Here is a 16,503-nt window from a genome sequence, read left to right as displayed (position 1 = left end):
CCTCTGCGGTCCCGGAACCCACGAGCCCCTCGCCATTTCGGTGAGGGGCTTTTCCATGTGTTTAAACCGATACGCCCTCAACACGACAGTGCGCGGTGCTTGCACACAGTGGACATGTCTTGTGATGCTATGACCGCTTTTGACGGATGAGTTGACCGAAGTTGACCGCAAAGGGGTGGCCTCATCGTGCCGGCCAGTACAGCGCCTCAAGTGCCTCCCCAGATCGTCCAGAAGGACGATGCCCAAACCGCCCAAACAGCCCAGTCCGATCAGTCCGATCAGTCCGCCCCGGCAACCCGGGCCGCCCCGGCGGCCGAGACCGTCCAGACCGAGACGCCCGACGGCACGACGCCCGCCAGGACCCGGGGCGCGGACACCAGGGCGCTCACCCAGGTCCTCTTCGGCCAGCTCAAGGAGCTGGAACCGGGAAGTGCGGAGCACGCCAGAGTGCGGGCCGCACTGATCGAGGCCAACCTCCCCCTCGTGCGGTACGCCGCGGCGCGCTTCCGGAGCCGTAACGAACCCATGGAGGACGTCGTCCAGGTCGGCACCATCGGGCTGATCAACGCCATCGACCGGTTCGACCCCGAACGCGGCGTCCAGTTTCCGACCTTTGCGATGCCCACCGTCGTCGGCGAGATCAAGCGGTACTTCCGGGACAACGTGCGGACCGTCCACGTGCCGCGGCGACTGCACGAGCTCTGGGTGCAGGTCACCGGCGCCACCGAGGACCTGACGACCGCGCACGGCCGCTCGCCCACCACCGCGGAGATCGCCGAGCGCCTGAAGATCTCCGAGGAGGAGGTGCTGGCCTGCATCGAGGCGGGACGCTCCTACCACGCGACCTCGCTGGAAGCCGCCCAGGAGGGCGACGGGCTGCCCGGACTGCTCGACCGGCTCGGCTACGAGGACCCCGCTCTCGCCGGGGTCGAGCACCGTGACCTGGTCCGCCATCTGCTCGTCCAGCTGCCCGAGCGCGAGCAGCGGATCCTGCTGCTGCGCTATTACAGCAACCTGACGCAATCACAGATCAGCGCCGAGTTGGGCGTTTCCCAGATGCATGTGTCAAGACTGCTGGCCAGAAGCTTCGCGCGACTGCGATCCGCAAACAGGATCGAGGCGTAACCGGATCGGGTAAACCGATCAAAACCCCTCTCGGGCAGCCCGAATGCCGCACATCCCCTGTTAACTGCACATACGCCACCTTGACTTGTCGACATGTCACTACAGCGCGTTGCCGACATGTGACATTCTGCGTGAACCGCGTTTGCCGCAGCCCCACCTCCGGTATTCAGGTGGAGGCTGCGTTCCTCCGATGGTCGTGGCTACCACGACCGTCCGCGACCTCAAGGGGGTGGCATGTCCGCAGAACAGGGCAGCTCGAAGGTGCTCACGCTCACGAAGAGCGCACCCGCACCCGTTGTGCTCACCAGCTCGTCGGAAGCCATCGACACCCGCACTCTGTCCCGCTCCCTGTTCCTGCGGCTCGCCGCCCTGGGTCCCGCACCGGGGCCCGACGGACAGGACAGCCCGGAGCGTGCCTACGTGCGGGACACACTCATCGAGCTCAACCTCCCGCTGGTGCGGTACGCCGCGGCGCGGTTCCGGAGCCGTAACGAACCCATGGAGGACATCGTCCAGGTCGGCACGATCGGCCTGATCAAGGCGATCGACCGGTTCGACTGCGAACGGGGCGTGGAATTCCCGACGTTCGCCATGCCCACCGTCGTCGGCGAGATCAAGCGCTTCTTCCGCGACACCTCCTGGTCGGTGCGGGTGCCGCGCCGGCTCCAGGAGTTGCGGCTCGCGCTGACGAAGACGAGCGACGAGCTGGCCCAGAAGCTCGACCGTTCACCGACCGTGCCGGAGCTGGCGGCGGCGCTCGGGGTCTCCGAGGAGGACGTGGTCGACGGCCTGGCCGTCGGCAACGCGTACACCGCCTCCTCACTGGACTCGCCCTCCCCGGAGGACGACGGCGGCGAGGGCTCGCTCGCGGACCGGCTCGGCTACGAGGACTCCGCACTGGAAGGCGTCGAGTACCGCGAATCGCTGAAGCCGCTGCTGGCCAAACTCCCGTCCCGGGAGCGGCAGATCATCATGCTGCGGTTCTTCGCCAACATGACCCAGTCGCAGATCGGCGAGGAGGTCGGCATCTCGCAGATGCACGTCTCACGTCTGCTGACCCGGACGCTCGCCCAGCTCAGGGAGGGGCTCATCGCCGACTGACCCACGCGCAGTCGTGCGAGGGTTCCGAATTGACGGACCGTCAGCCACACTGGCGCGATGCGACGTCAGACTTTCGGCTCGACCGGCCGCCGGGGCACCGTGATCGCCGCCTCGGCGGCCGCGCTGTGCCTGGGCGGAGCACTCGCCGCCTGCGGCGCCGGGGCGGGCGACGGAGACGGCTATGCGGCAGTCGGCGCGGCGGGCACCGGCCCGGAGAAGGCACCCAAGGGCGCGGTCGCGCCTACGGGCAGGGTGACGCTGATTCCGCTGGACGGGGAGGGCGACGGCAGCGGGGATACGGAGCCGAAGCCGGGCTCCTCCGCGGCGAGCGGTGACTCCGGTGGCACGGGCGGCACCGGCAGTGGTGCGGGCGACCGCACGAGCGGCGGTGCTCAGCCCTCCAGCGGATCCGCCGGCACCACCGGGGGCGCTGCGGGTTCCGCGGGCGGCACGGGCTCCGTCGGCAGTACAGATGGCAGCGGTACCGGTGGCACGGCCTCGGGCGGCGCGGGGGGCGGCCCCGCGACTCCCTCCACCCCGTCCGCACCGGGGTCCACCGCGCCCGCGGGACCTGCCGTGCTCACCCTGGGCGCACCCGAGCGGGCGGCGGCCGATCACCGCTGGTGCGAGAAGGTGACTGTCGAGTTCCGCAATACCGGCGGTTCACCGGCCCGGTCGGGCACGGTCACCTTCGCCACGCACATCATCGGCGGGCTCGGGATCGACTGGGCGGCCGTGGAAACAACCGCGCCGCTCCCGCGCCGATCGACGCGGGAGCGGCGCGGGAGAAGACGTACACCGTCTGCGTGGACGCCTGGCGGGTGCCCCTGGGCATGCATGTCGAGACCCGGGACATCACCGCCGTCTGGAAGTGACGGATGGGAAGGGCGGGGTCGGGTCAGCGGAGCGCGAGCCAGGCGACCGCGCCGAGGATGACGATCACCGCGACGACGGCGACGATCACTCCGGTCTTCGGTCCGGACGACGCGGCCGGCTGCTGCCGGCGCTGCGGCTCGCCCTCGTCGACGAAGGCGCGGAACATCTGGGTGCTGCCCGCGGGGTCGTGGTTGCCCTCGGGGCCCTGGGGGTTGCCATTTACCGGCGGCTGATTACGCATGAATGCATTCCCACTCGATCGGGTGAAGTGCTCGTCGGATACTGCGATATGAAGCCTGTGGAACTGTAGCGTCGTCACGTGGGAGAGGGTCCTGCGGCCAACACTCGACCCCTCTCGCACCAGGGACTCTGCCCGCCACGGACTGGATCACGCGCGTGACGCGTGCCGCCACTGGGGTGCGAAAGCGGAGAACCAGGTCATCCAAGACCGTTCGGGTTGGCCTGCCAGACGCACAGCACCTCGCGCCGGGCGTCAAGGAACGGTTGTGTGCCATGGGTCAGGACCCTAGCGGTCCGGCGGCACCTTATGCCTCTACGGGGCGACGGCCGGGCCCCGAGTAACGCTCGGGGCCTACTGCCGTTTCGGGGCCGCCGTCCACACCTCCGGTGTGGCACGAGACACACCCGACCCGTCCCGCACACGCTGGGCGTTTGACCCAAGCACTACGCAGCCTTTTGCTTTCCTTTACTTATGCAAGCCTCATTTCGTTTGCCTGCAGCAACCAACAGTTATATGGTTGCCCTAAGCAACAAGATGAACCGGTGAGATGTCTGGGGGGCCCGTGGCCGTACGAGGTCAGTACGAAGAACTGGCCCGACAGCTCAGCGCCATCGGGGCCGTCAAGCGGGGTCTCGCCCGCATTCTGCCCCCCGAATGCCCTGGCGGCTCGGCGGCCGTACTGGCACTTCTCTGTGAACACGGCGAAATGCGGATCAGCAGACTGGCCGAGCTGATGGCCGTCGACATGTCGGTGACCAGCCGTCATGTCGCCCATGTGGCAGAGCATGGCTGGATCGAACGGTCCTCGGACCCGGCGGACAAGCGGTCCCGCATCCTGCGGCTGACCCCCGCCGGACACGACGTGCTCAGCGATCTGAACCGCCGGACCACCGAAATGTTCATCCACAACCTCTCCGACTGGTCCGACGACGACGTCGGACAGCTCAACATGCTGTTGGCCAGGCTGCGCGACAGTTTTGCCTGTCGCGGCCCCGGAGGGTGCGCCCCCGGGAAGCACATCGGCGACTGCTCCCGGCATGCCGACAGCGACAACGACTTGCACACCCGTACACCTGTGTAACAGAAGCAAAGCAAAGGAACTCAATGGCTACGACCACACCAACCGGTGTGCGGGGCGGCCACGCCAAGCACGGAGGACATCCTTCCTCCGACGGCGCGCCGATGACACACCGGCAGATCATGGAAGCACTGACCGGGCTGATGCTCGGCATGTTTGTCGCGATCCTGTCGTCGACCGTCGTCTCCAACGCTCTCCCCCAGATCATCTCGGACCTCGGCGGCGGCCAGTCCGCGTACACCTGGGTCGTCACGGCCTCGCTGCTCGCGATGACGGCCACCACTCCCCTGTGGGGCAAGCTCTCCGACCTGTTCAGCAAGAAGCTGCTGGTCCAGATAGCGCTCGTCATCTACGTCCTGGGCTCGGTCGTCGCGGGTATGTCGACCAGCAGCGGCATGCTCATCGCCTGCCGTGTCGTCCAGGGCATCGGCGTCGGCGGTCTCTCCGCCCTCGCCCAGATCGTGATGGCCGCGATGATCGCCCCGCGTGAGCGCGGTCGCTACAGCGGCTACCTCGGCGCGGTCTTCGCCGTCGCCACTGTCGGCGGCCCGCTGCTCGGCGGTGTCATCACCGACACCAGCTGGATGGGCTGGCGCTGGTGCTTCTATGTCGGTGTGCCGTTCGCGGTCATCGCACTGATCGTGCTCCAGAAGACCCTGAAGCTCCCGGTCGTCAAGCGTGAGGTCAAGGTCGACTGGACGGGCGCGTTCTTCATCAGCGCCGCCGTCTCGCTGCTGCTGCTCTGGGTGACCTTCGCGGGCGACAAGTACGACTGGCTGTCCTGGCAGACCGGCGTGATGCTGGCCGGCTCCCTGGTGCTCGCCCTGCTCTTCGTCTACACGGAATCCCGGGCCAGCGAGCCGATCATCCCGCTGCGCCTCTTCCGCAACCGCACCATCACGCTGGCCTCGGCCGCCTCGCTGTTCGTCGGTGTCGCGATGTTCGCGGGCACCGTCTTCTTCAGCCAGTACTTCCAGCTGGCGCGGGGCAAGTCACCGACGATGTCCGGCGTCATGACGATCCCGATGATCACCGGCCTGTTCCTCTCGTCGACCATCTCCGGTCAGATCATCACCAAGACCGGCCGCTGGAAGGCCTGGCTGGTCAGCGGTGGCTTCCTGGTCACCGCCGGGCTCGGGATGCTCGGCACGATCCGGTACGACACGGAGTACTGGCACATCGCGATCTTCATGTTCGTGATGGGTCTCGGCACCGGCATGATGATGCAGAACCTGGTGCTCGCCGCGCAGAACCAGGTCGCTCCGTCCGACCTCGGTTCGGCCAGCTCCGTCGTCACCTTCTTCCGTTCCCTCGGTGGTGCGATCGGCGTCTCGGCGCTGGGCGCCGTCATGGCGAACCGCGTCACCCACTACGTCAAGGACGGCCTCGCGGACCTCGGCCCGAAGGGCGCGGCCCTGGGCCACGGCGGCACCGGCGGCGGAGGCATCCCCGACCTGGACAAGCTGCCCGCACCGTTCCGCACGGTCATGGAGAGCGCCTACGGGCACGGTGTCGGCGACGTTTTCCTGTACGCCGCTCCGGCCGCGCTGATCGCCTTCGTCATCACGATCTTCATCAAGGAGGTCGCGCTGAAGACGAACGCGGCGAACGACGCCTCGGCGGAGGCCGAGGCTCCCGCCGAGGTACCCGCCGCGGTGCTCGCCGAGGTCCCGTCCGGTGCAGCCGCGCTGGTCTCCGAGGGCGCGGCCGGGGTCACCTCGGTCGACACGCTCGAAGCTCCGGTGGCAACCGTGCAGGGCACCCCGGTGAGCGGTGTGGTGCGGGGCGCCGAGGGAGCACCCGTCGCCCGGGCCGCGGTCACGCTGATCTCGCTGGGCGGCCGGCAGCTGGGGCGCTCCGTCGCCCAGGCCGACGGCAGCTACCGTCTGGACGCGCCGGGCGCCGGCAGCTACGTCCTGATCGCGTCCGCCGACGGCTTCCAGCCGCAGGCGTCCACCGTGGTCATCGGCGACCAGCAGCTGTCGTACGACATCCTGCTCGCCGGTACGAGCGGCCTGGCCGGGACCGTGCGGGCCGCCGAGAGCGGTGGTCCGGTCGACGGCGCCATGGTCATCGTGACCGATGTGCGCGGTGATGTGCTGGCCACCGGCATGTCCGCCGAGACCGGCGAGTTCACCTTCACCGAGCTGGTGCCCGGTGCGGTGACCGTCGCGGTGAACGCCGCCGGCTTCCGTCCGCTGGCGCTGCCGGTGGAGATCGGCGGCCAGGGTGTCACCCGGGTCGACGCCGTACTGCAGTCCGGTGCGCTGGTCCAGGGTGTCGTGCGGGCCGGTTCGGCCCGGCGGCCGCTGCCGGACGCCCGCGTCACGCTGGTCGACGCGGCGGGCAATGTGGTCGCCACCTCGACGACCGGGGAGGACGGGGCGTACGCCTTCGCCGACCTGGACGCGGGCGAGTACTCGGTCGTCGCGACCGGCTACCCGCCGGTGGCCGGCGCGCTGACCGTGGCCGGTCGCGGGGTCGACGGCCACGACATCGAGCTCGCCCACCCCGGCGAGTGATCGAGTAACACCGCCCCCTGGCGGGCAGCGCTTCGAGCGGAGAAGCTGCCGCCGGTGGAAATGGGCCCCGGGGCGGGTACGGCAGGCAGGGGACGGCCTGCCGTCCCCTGCCCCGGGGCCCGACTCATTGAGTCATGGAGCAAGGAGAGAAACGGGATGGGACTTCGCGCACAGGTACGGACGCGGGACGGCTGGGCCGTCCAGCACGCGGTCGTAACGGTGACCGACATGACCGGCACCCAGGTGCTGCGAGCCGCCGCCGACGAGGACGGGGCGCTACGGACCGACGCCCTGCTCCCGGCCGGCGCGTACACGGTGATCGTGACCGCGGTCGGGTACGCCCCTGCCGCGTCGACCGCCCTCGTCACGGCGAGCGGGCGGGTCGAGGCCGGCACAGTGGTGCTGGCCCGCCAGGGCGGCGTGGAACTGCCGCCGCCGGGCGCCTGGTCGCTGGACCCGGCGCACTGCTCGGTGGGCGCGGTCGCGCAGCACCTGGGGATCTCCAGCGTGCGCGGCCGGTTCACCGAGTTCGGCGGCCGGATCGAGATCGCGGAGGAGGTCCACCGCTCCCGCGTCGTCGCCGTGATCAGCGCGGCCAGCATCGACACGGGCAACGGCATGCGGGACAAGCACCTGCGCTCGCCGGACTTCCTCGACGCGGACCGGTTCCCGGAGATCACGTACCACTCGGACGGGCTCACCCCGGCCGGCCCCGACCGCTGGACCGTGCACGGCCTGCTGACGATGCGCGGCGTCGAGCGCCCGGTCGACCTGGACCTGAGCTACCTCGGCACCGGCCCCGACCCGTGGGGCGGGGTGCGCGCGGCATTCAGCGCAACGGCGGAGCTGCGTCGTGACGATTTCGCCATGAACTACAACCAGGTGGTACAGGCGGGGATCTCGGCGATCGGCACGACGCTGCGGGTGGAGCTGGACATCCAGGCCGTGCAGGGCGAGTCCCTGCCGTCGTAGTCTGCGGACATGGCACCCCACATCGCGACCAACACCGCCGTGGAGCTCGATGAGTTGCTGGCGTTCGTACGGCCCCGGCACCGGGCGATCCTGCTGACCACCCGGGCCGACGGCCGCCCTCAGGGATCCCCGCTGACGTGTGGCGTCGACGACGCCGGCCGGGTCGTCGTCTCGACCTACCCCGAACGGGCGAAGACCCGGAACGCGAAGCGGGACGAGCGCGTGAGCGTGATCGTCCTGTCGGACGACTGGAACGGGCCGTGGGTGCAGATCGACGGGTCGGCCGAGGTGATCGACGCGCCCGACTCGGTCGAACCGCTCGTCGAGTACTTCCGGAACATCTCGGGAGAGCACCCGGACTGGGACGAGTACCGGGCGGCGATGGTGAAGCAGGGCAAGTCGATCATCCGGATCACCCCGGAGCGGTGGGGGCCCATTGCCACGGGCGGTTTCCCCGCCCGCCTGGCGCCCGGCAGCTGACGGCTGTTCCGGGATGACGCCGGGAGCCCACTCCCTATCGCGGGGGAGGCCGTGAGTGGGAACGTCCTTACGGCGCCGGGCCTGCTCTCGCGGGCCCGGCTGCCGGCCGCACCGACCGTCGGCGCCGCCGTCGTCCGCGGCCTGGAGCGGATCACTGGACGACGCTCCTCATGGGGCAAGCACTGCCGGTCACGGCACTAGCGGTCCCGCATCGCCTCGATCCCCGCGATCAGCAGGTCCAGGGCGAAGGTGAAGTCCCGCTCGCGCATCTCCTCGACCGTGTCGCCGCCGCGGGCGTCCATCAGATCCTGCGACGACTCGACGATCCGGCTGAGCTGCGGCTGGGACCGGATCGCGCCCATCGCCTGCTGGAAGAACTCGTCCTGGCTGAGCCCCGCCTCCGCGGAACGCTGCACGATATGGCCCTCGATGGTGCCGAATCCGTACACGAACTGGAAGACCGCGGAGAGAGCGCCCGTCTGCTGGTGCAGCGGCAGCCCGGTCGCCCGGATCACGTCCTGGACGGCGTACGAGAACAGCATCGAGTGCGGGCCGATGTTGAGGAAATGTCCGGCGAGCGGCGACACCCAGACGTGCTGGACCAGGAGCTCCCGGTAGGTGGTGGCCAGTTCGCGGAGCCGGTCGTGCCAGTGCGCCTCCCCCCGGGGAGGCGCGATCTCGCTGTAGACCGAGTCGAGGGCCAGCTCCAGCAGGTCGTCCTTGGTGTCGACGTACCAGTAGAGGGACATCGCGGTGACGTCCAGTTCGGCGGCGAGCCGGCGCATGGAGAACTTGGCGAGCCCCTCGGCGTCCAGCAGCCGGACCGACGCCGCGGTGATCCTGTCTCGGTCGAGGCCGGCCGGCTGGTCCGATTTACGGGTGCGCGACGGTGCCCGCTGATCCAGCCACACACTGGTCCTGGCAGGGTTCTTCACACGGTCGGCCGCGGACACCATGGCGCACTCTCCTCGTCTTGCCGGCGGGACGGACGGGATGACTGACCCGGATCCGTACCCCATGCGCACGAACCGGATTCGTACAGTCCGGTACGCCTCGCCTGATGCTATGCCGCTGCCGCGGCCGAGTCTGCCTGAGCAGATTCTGCCCGCTCCGCCCGGCGCAGGAGCACGGCAGCCAGCAGCCCGCCCGCCAGCACCGCCACCGCCCCGACCAGCTGGCTGGTCTCCAGTCCCGAGGCGAAGGCGTCGGTGATCCGCTGTCGCTCGCCGTCATCGGTCGCCGCGGCGAGCGCCGCGGGAAGCGAAGCGGCCCCGACGGCCGCCGGCACGAGCGCCCCGAACCGCGAATTCTGCACCGCGCCGAGGACCGCGACCCCCAGACCGTTGCCGAACTCGGCGAGCGTGCCGTTGACCCCCGCGCCCACCCCCGCCTTCGCCGGCGGGATGGCGCTCATGATCGCGTTGGCCATGGCCGGCATGGCGAGTGCGATGCCCGCGCCCATGACGACCAGGCCGAGCAGCATGCCGCCGTAGCCGTTGCCGCCCAGCAGGGCGATCGCGGCGAGACCCGCGGCCAGCAGGCTCATCCCGGCGGCGATCGTGGCGGGCGCGCCCAGTTTGGGCACCAGCCTGGCGCCCAGGCCCGTGAGGTTGAGCGCGACGACGCTCAGCGCCAGCGGAGCCGTACGCAGACCCGCCTCCAGCGGCTCGTATCCGAGGACGAACTGGAGCTGCTGGGTGAGGAGGAAGAGCGAGCCGCCCATCCCGAAGGCGACCAGGATCGCTCCCGCGACCGCCCCGATGAACTTCTGGTTCCGGAAGAAGTGCATGTCCAGCATCGGATACGGAATGTGCAGCTCCCACAGCACGAATCCGGTGAGGACCGAGACCCCGATGAACGCGGTCAGCAGCACCTGGCCCGAGGTCCAGCCGTGCTCCGGGCCCGAGATGATCGCGTACACGACGGAGGCCATGCCGATGGTGGACAGCAGCGCGCCGAGCAGGTCGGGGCGCTCGCCGCGCGGGTTCTTGGACTCCGGGACGAGACGGATCACAGCGGCCAGGCCGATGACGGCGACCGGGATGTTGATCAGGAAGATCGCACCCCACCAGAAGTGGTCGAGCATCACTCCGCCGATCAGCGGTCCCACGGCGAAGCCGAGCGAGCTGACGGTCGACCAGACGCCGATCGCCTTGACCCGTTCGGTGTCGTCGAAGATCTGGACGACGACAGCAAGGGTCGTGGTCATCAGCAGCGCACCGCCGATGCCCATGCCGGCGCGGGCGGCGATCAACTGCACGGACGTCTGGGCCAGTCCGGCCACCAGCGAGCCGATGCCGAACAGGGCGAGGCCGGCGACCAGCATCTTCTTGCGGCCGTAGCGGTCGGCGGAACTGCCGGCCGTGAGCAGCAGACCCGACTGGACCAGTGAATAGGCGTTGATCATCCACTGCACGTCGGCGGTGGACGCGTCCAGCTCCCGGGTGAGGGAGGGGATCGCGACGTTGAGGACGGTGTTGTCGAGCAGCACGGTGAGCTGGGCGAGGCAGATGACGCCGAGGATCAGCCAGCGTTGCGGGTGGCTCGGTGACGAGAGGTGGTTCTGCTCGGCGGCGATCGCCGTCATGCGGGCTCCTTGAGCTCCTGAGGTTCCTTTACGGTGTACAAGGAAAGCGTTGTACACCGTAAATCATCTCCTATACGGTGTACAAGCGACTTTCGCACGGTACCGTGCTCGACGCTGATCAACAGGGAGCCGACTAGGGCTGGAGTGGCATGTCACTGCGTCGTCGTACGGTGGAAGTCCTGATTGCGGCGGGTCTGTTGGGGGCGGTCGCCGCCCCGCCCGCCGGAGCTGCCGGGCAGGGGCATCCGGTGCCTCTGCGCGTCGCCACGTACAACATCCATGCCGGCTCGGGCATGGACAACGTCTTCGATCTGGACCGGCAGGCGGCGGAACTCCGCTCGCTGGACGCCGATGTGATCGGGCTTCAGGAGGTCGACGTCCACTGGGGCACGCGCAGCGAGTGGCGCGATGTCGCGGGCGAGCTGGCAAAGCGGCTGGACATGCAGGTGTCGTTCGCCCCGATCTACAGCCTCGATCCGGAGACTCCCGGCGCGTCCCGGCGCGAGTTCGGGGTCGCGGTGCTGTCGAAGTACCGGATCACGAGCGCCGAGAACCACGAGATCACCCGGCTCTCCACCCAGGTCCCCAACCCCGTGCCGGAGCCCGCGCCCGGCTTCGGTGAGGTGGTCGTACGGGTGAAGGGGATGCCCGTGCATGTGTATGTGACGCACCTCGACTACCGCGGCAACCCGTCCGTACGGATCGCACAGGTCGCCGACACCCGGCGGATCCTGGCGGAGGACGAGGGGCGGAAGGTGCTCCTCGGCGACTTCAACGCGGAGCCGGGCGCCCCGGAGCTCACCCCGCTGTGGGAGGACCTGACCGATGCCGACCCGAATGCGCCGACCTTCCCCGCACTGGACCCGGTGAAACGGATCGACTTCGTGGCGGTGTCGAAGGACGGCGTACGGGTACGCGACGCGGCGGTGGCCGAGACACTTGCCTCGGACCACCGCCCGGTCGTCGCGGATCTGCTGCTGCTCCGGCGTTGAGGGACCGCGAAGTCAACCGGTCGGCCGGGTCAAGGTCATAGAAGGTCGAACTGCCCACGGTGACCTTCGTGAAGGTGCCCTCCACCCGGCCGCCGTGCGCGGGGTCATTCTCCGGGCTTGATGAGATATCCGGCCCCGCGCCGGGTGTGGATCATCGGCGTCCGCCCGGCGTCGATCTTCTTGCGCAGATACGAGATGTACAGCTCGACGACGTTCGCCTGCCCGCCGAAGTCGTAGTTCCACACGCGGTCGAGGATCTGCGCCTTGCTCAGCACCCTTCGCGGATTGCGCATCAGAAAGCGCAGCAGCTCGAACTCGGTCGCGGTGAGGTGGATGGACGTCGTACCCCGGCTCACCTCGTGGCTGTCCTCGTCGAGCACCAGGTCACCGACGACGAGCGTCGATTCGCTCCGTACCGCTGCCGTCCCGGACCGCCGGATCAGCCCGCGCAGCCGCGCCACGACCTCCTCCAGGCTGAACGGCTTCGTCACGTAGTCGTCGCCGCCCGCCGTGAGCCCCGCGATCCGGTCCTCCACCGAGTCGCGCGCGGTCAGGAACAGCACAGGGACCTCGGAAAGCTCCCGGCGCAGCTTGCCGAGGACCGAGAGCCCGTCCGTGTCGGGCAGCATCACATCGAGGATCACGGCGTCGGGCCGGAAATCGCGTGCCGTCCGGACGGCATTCGCACCGTCCCCGGCACTGCGCACCTCCCAGCCCTCGTAGCGCAGAGCCATGGAGAGCAGCTCGGCAAGCGGAGCCTCGTCGTCCACGACCAGCACACGGACGGGGCTGCGGTCCGGCCTCAGCAGTTCGGTACGCCCCTGGGGCGAGGTCGTCGTCATGCCTCGACGGTGCGGGACGCCTCTGAGAGGGGCCTTTCCCCATTCTGTGAATTCCCTGAGAAAGCGCGAAGTACCCGGGAGCGCTCAGCCCCGGCCGAACAGCCCGTGCGCGTTCCCGTAACAGACCGCGCGCAACCAGTCGTCCCCCAACTCCAGCCGCTCCAGCGCGTGCAGCTGATGCACGTACGGGTACGGGATGTTCGGGAAGTCCGTCCCCAGCAGGATCCGGTCCCCGAGACCCGCGAGCCGCCCCCGCTCCGCCACCGGGAACGGCGTGGACTTCTCCGTGAAGTCCGTGAACGCCATCGTCGTATCGAGCCGCACCTCGGGGTAGGTCTCCGCCAGCGCCAGGAACTCCGCGTACTCGGGCATCCCCATGTGCGCCACCACCAGCCGCAGCCGCGGATGCCGGGCAAGCAGCCGGCCGACCGGCTCCGGCCCGGTGTACGCGCCGGGCGCGGGCCCGGACCCGCAGTGCATCACCACCGGGACCCCGGCGTCGGCGAGCAGCCCCCACACGGGCTCCAGCAGCGGATCGTTGGCGTCGTACGCCCCGACCTGGAGGTGCGACTTGAAGACGCGCGCCCCCGCCTCGACCGCCTCGCGGACATAACGCTCCACGCCCTCTTCGGGAAAGAGGGTCGCCGTGTGCAGGCAGTCGGGCACCCGGCGCGCGAAGTCGGCCGCCCAGCCGTTCAGCCAGGCCGCCATCCCCGCCTTGTGCGGGTAGAGCATCGAGGTGAACCGCCGCACCCCGAAGGACCGGAGCAGCGCGAGCCGTTCGTCCTCGTCGTGCCGGTAGGCGATCGGCCATTCCATGCCGGTCAGCGCTCCGGCGGAGTCGAAGTACGCCCACACCTTGCGGAGCACCTGCTCCGGCATGAAGTGCGTATGGACGTCGATCAGCCCCGGCAGCCCGAGGCGCTCCCAGAACCGCACCACGTCATTGTTCTCGCCACTCATCGCGCACTCCTCACCCGGCCCGCCCGGAGCACCGACGATCTCAGAACAGCCCGTCCTGCACGCCGCCGCCCCCGATGCCAACCACCGGCACGGTCACCCCCGACCGCGCATCGGCCGCCACCAGCGCCCAGCCGGTCATCAGCCGGGTGTCCAGCACGACCACCCCGTCCACGGTCGCCAGATGCAGATCGGGCCCGGCGGCCGCGACCAGCCGCCCGCCGACCACCCCGCCGTCCACCAGCTCGGTCACCGCCCGCCCCACCTCGACCGGCCCGTCCAGTCCGAACACCCCTGTGTGGTCGACGGGATCGAACGGCAGCCGCTCCAGCGACTGCGGCCATCCCGCCCCCGTCTCCAGCGCCGCCGCCCGCCCGTACAGCTCCTCGACCTCCGCGACCCGCTCGGCGGCACCCGGCAGCACGGCCCGCACGGCGCGCTTGCGTGCGTACGGGATCCGGTCCGGTACCCCCAGCGCCGCACGGAGCAGCTCCTCGGTCCGCCGCGCCGCCATCAACGGGCCGCGTCCCAGCCAGCTGAAGACCACGGCTCCCTGCTCCCGCAGCCGCGCCGCACCCCGCTCCTCCGCGGTGATGCCGACCTTCACCATCCCGGGCCCGAACCAGGCGAGATAGACGCGGTACGTCCGGGGGTCGTCGGCGATCGTGTCGGCGGCCACCGAATGCGCCCGGTCCAGCCGCGCGCACTCCGGGCACCGCGCCCCCGTACTCCGCCCGGACACCAGGGCGCCCAGCGGACACACGTTCCCCCGCGCGCCCACACAGTGCCGCTCGCCCGCTGCCCGGAACCCGAGCTCCTTCCCGTACCCGAGGACACTCACCCGCGCCGCGTCCCCCAGCCACCCGAGCACCGGCGCGTCGGCCCCCTCGGGCCACCGCAGCCCACTGCACCGCCAGCCCCCCGTGGAAACCACAGACCGGGACAGGCCCGCCACGCCCCCTGGCCGCATCCGCGCCGTATCCGGGTGCCGCCTGCCCCGCTGGTCCTGCGACCCCATGCGCAAACAACTCCCACCGAAAACTGACGCAGCTCACTGCCGTACGGACTGCCGAACGCACTCCTGTATGGACAACGCGAGAGGCCCCCGGGATTCCTCCCGGGGGCCTCTGGCCTGCTGTGCACCCGGCAGGATTCGAACGAGCAATGCTCAGTACCTGTGGATCGCTCCTGACGGAGGGAGGCGTACCTTCCCGATGGATCGATCGAGGCGGCGATCAAGACGTTCACCCAGCTCTACGGCGCGCAATTCCCCAAGGCCGTCAAGAAGATCACCGGGAGCGACCCGAGCAGCACGAATCGGGGGGAGACGCTCAAGTCTCTCGACACGCGGATCCGCGTTTTGACTACTCCTTCCGATTACTGCGACGTAGGGTCCAGGGGTGGACACAACGGCCTCGACACCCCGCGTCCTCGTGATTGGGCTCGATCCGTACCGGGTTCCCGGGCCTTGGGACCCCAAGCCGGTAGCCGACGCAATCGAGGTGGGGATCGCTCGATTCGCTGAGTACGGCGTCGGCGTTGAGACTTGTCTGTTCGGCCTCGACGGCAGCGACAACGTGGAGGCGGTCGTCGCCGCTGCCTTGGCTGCCCGACCTTGGGAGTGCGTAGTTGTCGGCGGCGGTGTGCGGAAGGCCGAAGACCAGCTCGAGCTGTTCGAGCAGGTGCTCAATCTGATTCGACGACACGCTCCCGACGCGGCGATCGCGTTCAACAGCACCCCGGCGGAGACCTTCGACGCAGCCGCCCGCTGGATTGACATTCCCGGAAGACCGACCAGCGCCGGTTAGGGCATTCGGCGGACCAAGCCGTACCCGCAGTGCAGGGGCAGGAGGGTAGTTGACATCTCCCCTGACCTAGCCTCCCGTCAGGACAGCGCAGTGACGAGTTCTTTGGCGAGAGGGCCCGAGGAAGCGGGGTTCTGCCCTGTGAAGAGTTTGCGGTCCACGACCGTGTAGGGCTCCCAGGCAGGTCCTCGCGAATACTGGGTGGGCAGCTTCTTCAGCTCGTCCTCCAGCAGCCACTTGGCTTTGTCGGCGAAGCCGACGGCGGCCTCCTCTTCGTTGCAGAAACCCGTCACACGGTAGTTCGCGAAGGGCGTGATGCCTTTTGCGTCACGGGTCGCGAGGAGAGCAGCCGGGGCGTGGCAGACGATGCCGAGTGGATTGCCGGAAGCGAGTGCCTTTCGCAGCAGTGTCCCGGAGTCGGTGTCGACCGAAAGGTCTTCCATCGGGCCGTGACCTCCGGGGTAGTAGACCGCGTCGTAGTCCTCAAGGCGCACCTCCTTGAGGGAGATGGGATGCCGCAGCTCATCCGCCGACTCGATGACGGCCTCCTCCCGGAGGGCGTTCTCCTCGCCGCCCGCCATGCGGGGCTCCAGGCTCATCGTGTCCACAACGGGGACGACCCCGCGCGGAGTTGCCACGGTGACCTCGTGTCCGGCGTCGGTGAACACGCTGTAAGGCGCCACGAACTCCTCGGCCCAGTACCCGGTGGGGTGTCGGTGCCCGTCCTTCAGGGTCCAGTAGCTCGCGCCGGTCAGCACGCACAGGATCTTGGCCATAGGACGCTCCTGTGGAAGCCGTTGCCCCCGAAAGGACGTTGGGACCGTTTAACCTCATGTATTCAGCCGGGAATGCGTTCTGATGCCCCGACAGCGGAAGGGTGCCTCTCACCTGCGATGATCTGGACTGTCTAGATCAAGAACAG

The 16,503-nt window shown here is 69.2% G+C and carries 16 protein-coding genes; 9 read left to right on the top strand and 7 right to left on the bottom strand.

Features of this window, described 5'->3' with window-relative positions:
* Positions 1–186: 186 nt before the first annotated feature.
* Both ACGFSA_RS19285 and ACGFSA_RS19280 read left to right on the top strand, forming a co-directional pair.
* The gene (locus ACGFSA_RS19285) at positions 187–1,125 is read left to right on the top strand and encodes an RNA polymerase sigma factor SigF (protein ID WP_393305699.1); all 939 of its coding nucleotides are present in this window, start codon (positions 187–189) and stop codon (positions 1,123–1,125) included.
* Positions 1,126–1,359: 234 nt separating this feature from the next.
* Positions 1,360–2,226 carry an RNA polymerase sigma factor SigF gene (locus ACGFSA_RS19280; protein WP_393305697.1) on the top strand — a complete coding sequence of 289 codons (867 nt, stop codon included), beginning with the start codon at positions 1,360–1,362 and terminating at the stop codon, positions 2,224–2,226.
* An 898-nt stretch (positions 2,227–3,124) separates the two neighbouring features.
* On the opposite strand, the gene ACGFSA_RS19275 is transcribed toward ACGFSA_RS19280, so the two are convergent.
* Positions 3,125–3,343, bottom strand: coding sequence for a hypothetical protein (locus tag ACGFSA_RS19275; protein WP_393305695.1), 219 nt, complete (start codon positions 3,341–3,343; stop codon positions 3,125–3,127).
* Between the two features lie 562 nt (positions 3,344–3,905).
* On the opposite strand from ACGFSA_RS19275, the gene ACGFSA_RS19270 reads away from it, so the two are divergent.
* The 5 genes from ACGFSA_RS19270 to ACGFSA_RS19250 all read left to right on the top strand — a co-directional run bounded on the left by ACGFSA_RS19270 (position 3,906) and on the right by ACGFSA_RS19250 (position 8,596).
* Positions 3,906–4,424 carry a MarR family winged helix-turn-helix transcriptional regulator gene (locus ACGFSA_RS19270; protein WP_393305827.1) on the top strand — a complete coding sequence of 173 codons (519 nt, stop codon included), beginning with the start codon at positions 3,906–3,908 and terminating at the stop codon, positions 4,422–4,424.
* A 23-nt stretch (positions 4,425–4,447) separates the two neighbouring features.
* Entirely contained in the window at positions 4,448–6,943 is a 2,496-nt protein-coding gene (locus ACGFSA_RS19265) for an MFS transporter (RefSeq protein ID WP_393305693.1), read from the top strand.
* 156 nt (positions 6,944–7,099) lie between these two features.
* Positions 7,100–7,915 (top strand): YceI family protein, encoded by an 816-nt coding sequence (locus ACGFSA_RS19260; protein ID WP_393305691.1) that lies wholly within the window; start codon positions 7,100–7,102, stop codon positions 7,913–7,915.
* Positions 7,916–7,924: 9 nt separating this feature from the next.
* On the top strand, positions 7,925–8,395 hold the full coding sequence (locus tag ACGFSA_RS19255) for a PPOX class F420-dependent oxidoreductase (protein ID WP_393305689.1): 471 nt from the start codon (positions 7,925–7,927) through the stop codon (positions 8,393–8,395).
* 51 nt (positions 8,396–8,446) lie between these two features.
* Positions 8,447–8,596 carry a hypothetical protein gene (locus ACGFSA_RS19250; protein ID WP_393305687.1) on the top strand — a complete coding sequence of 50 codons (150 nt, stop codon included), beginning with the start codon at positions 8,447–8,449 and terminating at the stop codon, positions 8,594–8,596.
* Here ACGFSA_RS19250 and ACGFSA_RS19245 read toward each other — a convergent pair.
* Together ACGFSA_RS19245 and ACGFSA_RS19240 are read right to left on the bottom strand one after the other, a co-directional pair.
* Positions 8,593–9,351, bottom strand: coding sequence for a TetR/AcrR family transcriptional regulator (locus tag ACGFSA_RS19245; RefSeq protein WP_393305685.1), 759 nt, complete (start codon positions 9,349–9,351; stop codon positions 8,593–8,595). The genes ACGFSA_RS19250 and ACGFSA_RS19245 overlap by 4 nt on opposite strands.
* Positions 9,352–9,458: 107 nt before the next feature.
* The gene (locus tag ACGFSA_RS19240) at positions 9,459–10,982 is read right to left on the bottom strand and encodes an MFS transporter (RefSeq protein ID WP_393305683.1); all 1,524 of its coding nucleotides are present in this window, start codon (positions 10,980–10,982) and stop codon (positions 9,459–9,461) included.
* A 149-nt stretch (positions 10,983–11,131) separates the two neighbouring features.
* Here ACGFSA_RS19240 and ACGFSA_RS19235 point away from each other — a divergent pair, with 149 nt between their 5' ends.
* Positions 11,132–11,974, top strand: a complete 843-nt coding sequence (locus ACGFSA_RS19235) for an endonuclease/exonuclease/phosphatase family protein (protein WP_393305681.1) — start codon at positions 11,132–11,134, stop codon at positions 11,972–11,974.
* 104 nt (positions 11,975–12,078) lie between these two features.
* Here ACGFSA_RS19235 and ACGFSA_RS19230 read toward each other — a convergent pair whose 3' ends face one another.
* The 3 genes from ACGFSA_RS19230 to ACGFSA_RS19220 all read right to left on the bottom strand — a co-directional run bounded on the left by ACGFSA_RS19230 (position 12,079) and on the right by ACGFSA_RS19220 (position 14,746).
* Positions 12,079–12,816: a response regulator transcription factor gene (locus tag ACGFSA_RS19230; protein ID WP_359109568.1), complete on the bottom strand. Its 738-nt coding sequence runs from the start codon at positions 12,814–12,816 to the stop codon at positions 12,079–12,081.
* 84 nt (positions 12,817–12,900) lie between these two features.
* The gene (locus ACGFSA_RS19225) at positions 12,901–13,779 is read right to left on the bottom strand and encodes an amidohydrolase family protein (RefSeq protein ID WP_393305678.1); all 879 of its coding nucleotides are present in this window, start codon (positions 13,777–13,779) and stop codon (positions 12,901–12,903) included.
* Between the two features lie 40 nt (positions 13,780–13,819).
* Positions 13,820–14,746, bottom strand: coding sequence for a DUF2797 domain-containing protein (locus ACGFSA_RS19220; RefSeq protein WP_393305825.1), 927 nt, complete (start codon positions 14,744–14,746; stop codon positions 13,820–13,822).
* A gap of 430 nt (positions 14,747–15,176) precedes the next feature.
* Between ACGFSA_RS19220 and ACGFSA_RS19215 the strand changes: the two genes are divergently transcribed.
* Positions 15,177–15,584, top strand: coding sequence for a hypothetical protein (locus ACGFSA_RS19215; protein WP_393305676.1), 408 nt, complete (start codon positions 15,177–15,179; stop codon positions 15,582–15,584).
* Positions 15,585–15,661: 77 nt separating this feature from the next.
* Here the strand turns inward: ACGFSA_RS19215 and ACGFSA_RS19210 are convergent, their stop codons facing one another.
* Positions 15,662–16,357 (bottom strand): type 1 glutamine amidotransferase domain-containing protein, encoded by a 696-nt coding sequence (locus ACGFSA_RS19210; protein ID WP_393305674.1) that lies wholly within the window; start codon positions 16,355–16,357, stop codon positions 15,662–15,664.
* Between the last annotated feature and the right edge of the window lie 146 nt (positions 16,358–16,503).

The sequence above is a fragment of the Streptomyces sp. NPDC048496 genome, from assembly GCF_043200055.1.
GTDB lineage: Bacteria > Actinomycetota > Actinomycetes > Streptomycetales > Streptomycetaceae > Streptomyces.
This window is presented reverse-complemented; position numbering and strand designations above follow the sequence as displayed.

What these genes read in the sequence shown, in the direction of transcription:
- ACGFSA_RS19230 (WP_359109568.1), bottom strand. Translation starts at nt 12,816, where the DNA reads ATGACGACGACCTCGCCCCAGGGGCGTACCGAACTGCTGAGGCCGGAC.
- ACGFSA_RS19220 (WP_393305825.1), bottom strand. Translation starts at nt 14,746, where the DNA reads ATGCGGCCAGGGGGCGTGGCGGGCCTGTCCCGGTCTGTGGTTTCCACG.
- ACGFSA_RS19235 (WP_393305681.1), top strand. Translation starts at nt 11,132, where the DNA reads ATGTCACTGCGTCGTCGTACGGTGGAAGTCCTGATTGCGGCGGGTCTG.
- ACGFSA_RS19225 (WP_393305678.1), bottom strand. Translation starts at nt 13,779, where the DNA reads ATGAGTGGCGAGAACAATGACGTGGTGCGGTTCTGGGAGCGCCTCGGG.
- ACGFSA_RS19240 (WP_393305683.1), bottom strand. Translation starts at nt 10,982, where the DNA reads ATGACGGCGATCGCCGCCGAGCAGAACCACCTCTCGTCACCGAGCCAC.
- ACGFSA_RS19260 (WP_393305691.1), top strand. Translation starts at nt 7,100, where the DNA reads ATGGGACTTCGCGCACAGGTACGGACGCGGGACGGCTGGGCCGTCCAG.
- ACGFSA_RS19280 (WP_393305697.1), top strand. Translation starts at nt 1,360, where the DNA reads ATGTCCGCAGAACAGGGCAGCTCGAAGGTGCTCACGCTCACGAAGAGC.
- ACGFSA_RS19210 (WP_393305674.1), bottom strand. Translation starts at nt 16,357, where the DNA reads ATGGCCAAGATCCTGTGCGTGCTGACCGGCGCGAGCTACTGGACCCTG.
- ACGFSA_RS19245 (WP_393305685.1), bottom strand. Translation starts at nt 9,351, where the DNA reads ATGGTGTCCGCGGCCGACCGTGTGAAGAACCCTGCCAGGACCAGTGTG.
- ACGFSA_RS19275 (WP_393305695.1), bottom strand. Translation starts at nt 3,343, where the DNA reads ATGCGTAATCAGCCGCCGGTAAATGGCAACCCCCAGGGCCCCGAGGGC.
- ACGFSA_RS19265 (WP_393305693.1), top strand. Translation starts at nt 4,448, where the DNA reads ATGGCTACGACCACACCAACCGGTGTGCGGGGCGGCCACGCCAAGCAC.
- ACGFSA_RS19255 (WP_393305689.1), top strand. Translation starts at nt 7,925, where the DNA reads ATGGCACCCCACATCGCGACCAACACCGCCGTGGAGCTCGATGAGTTG.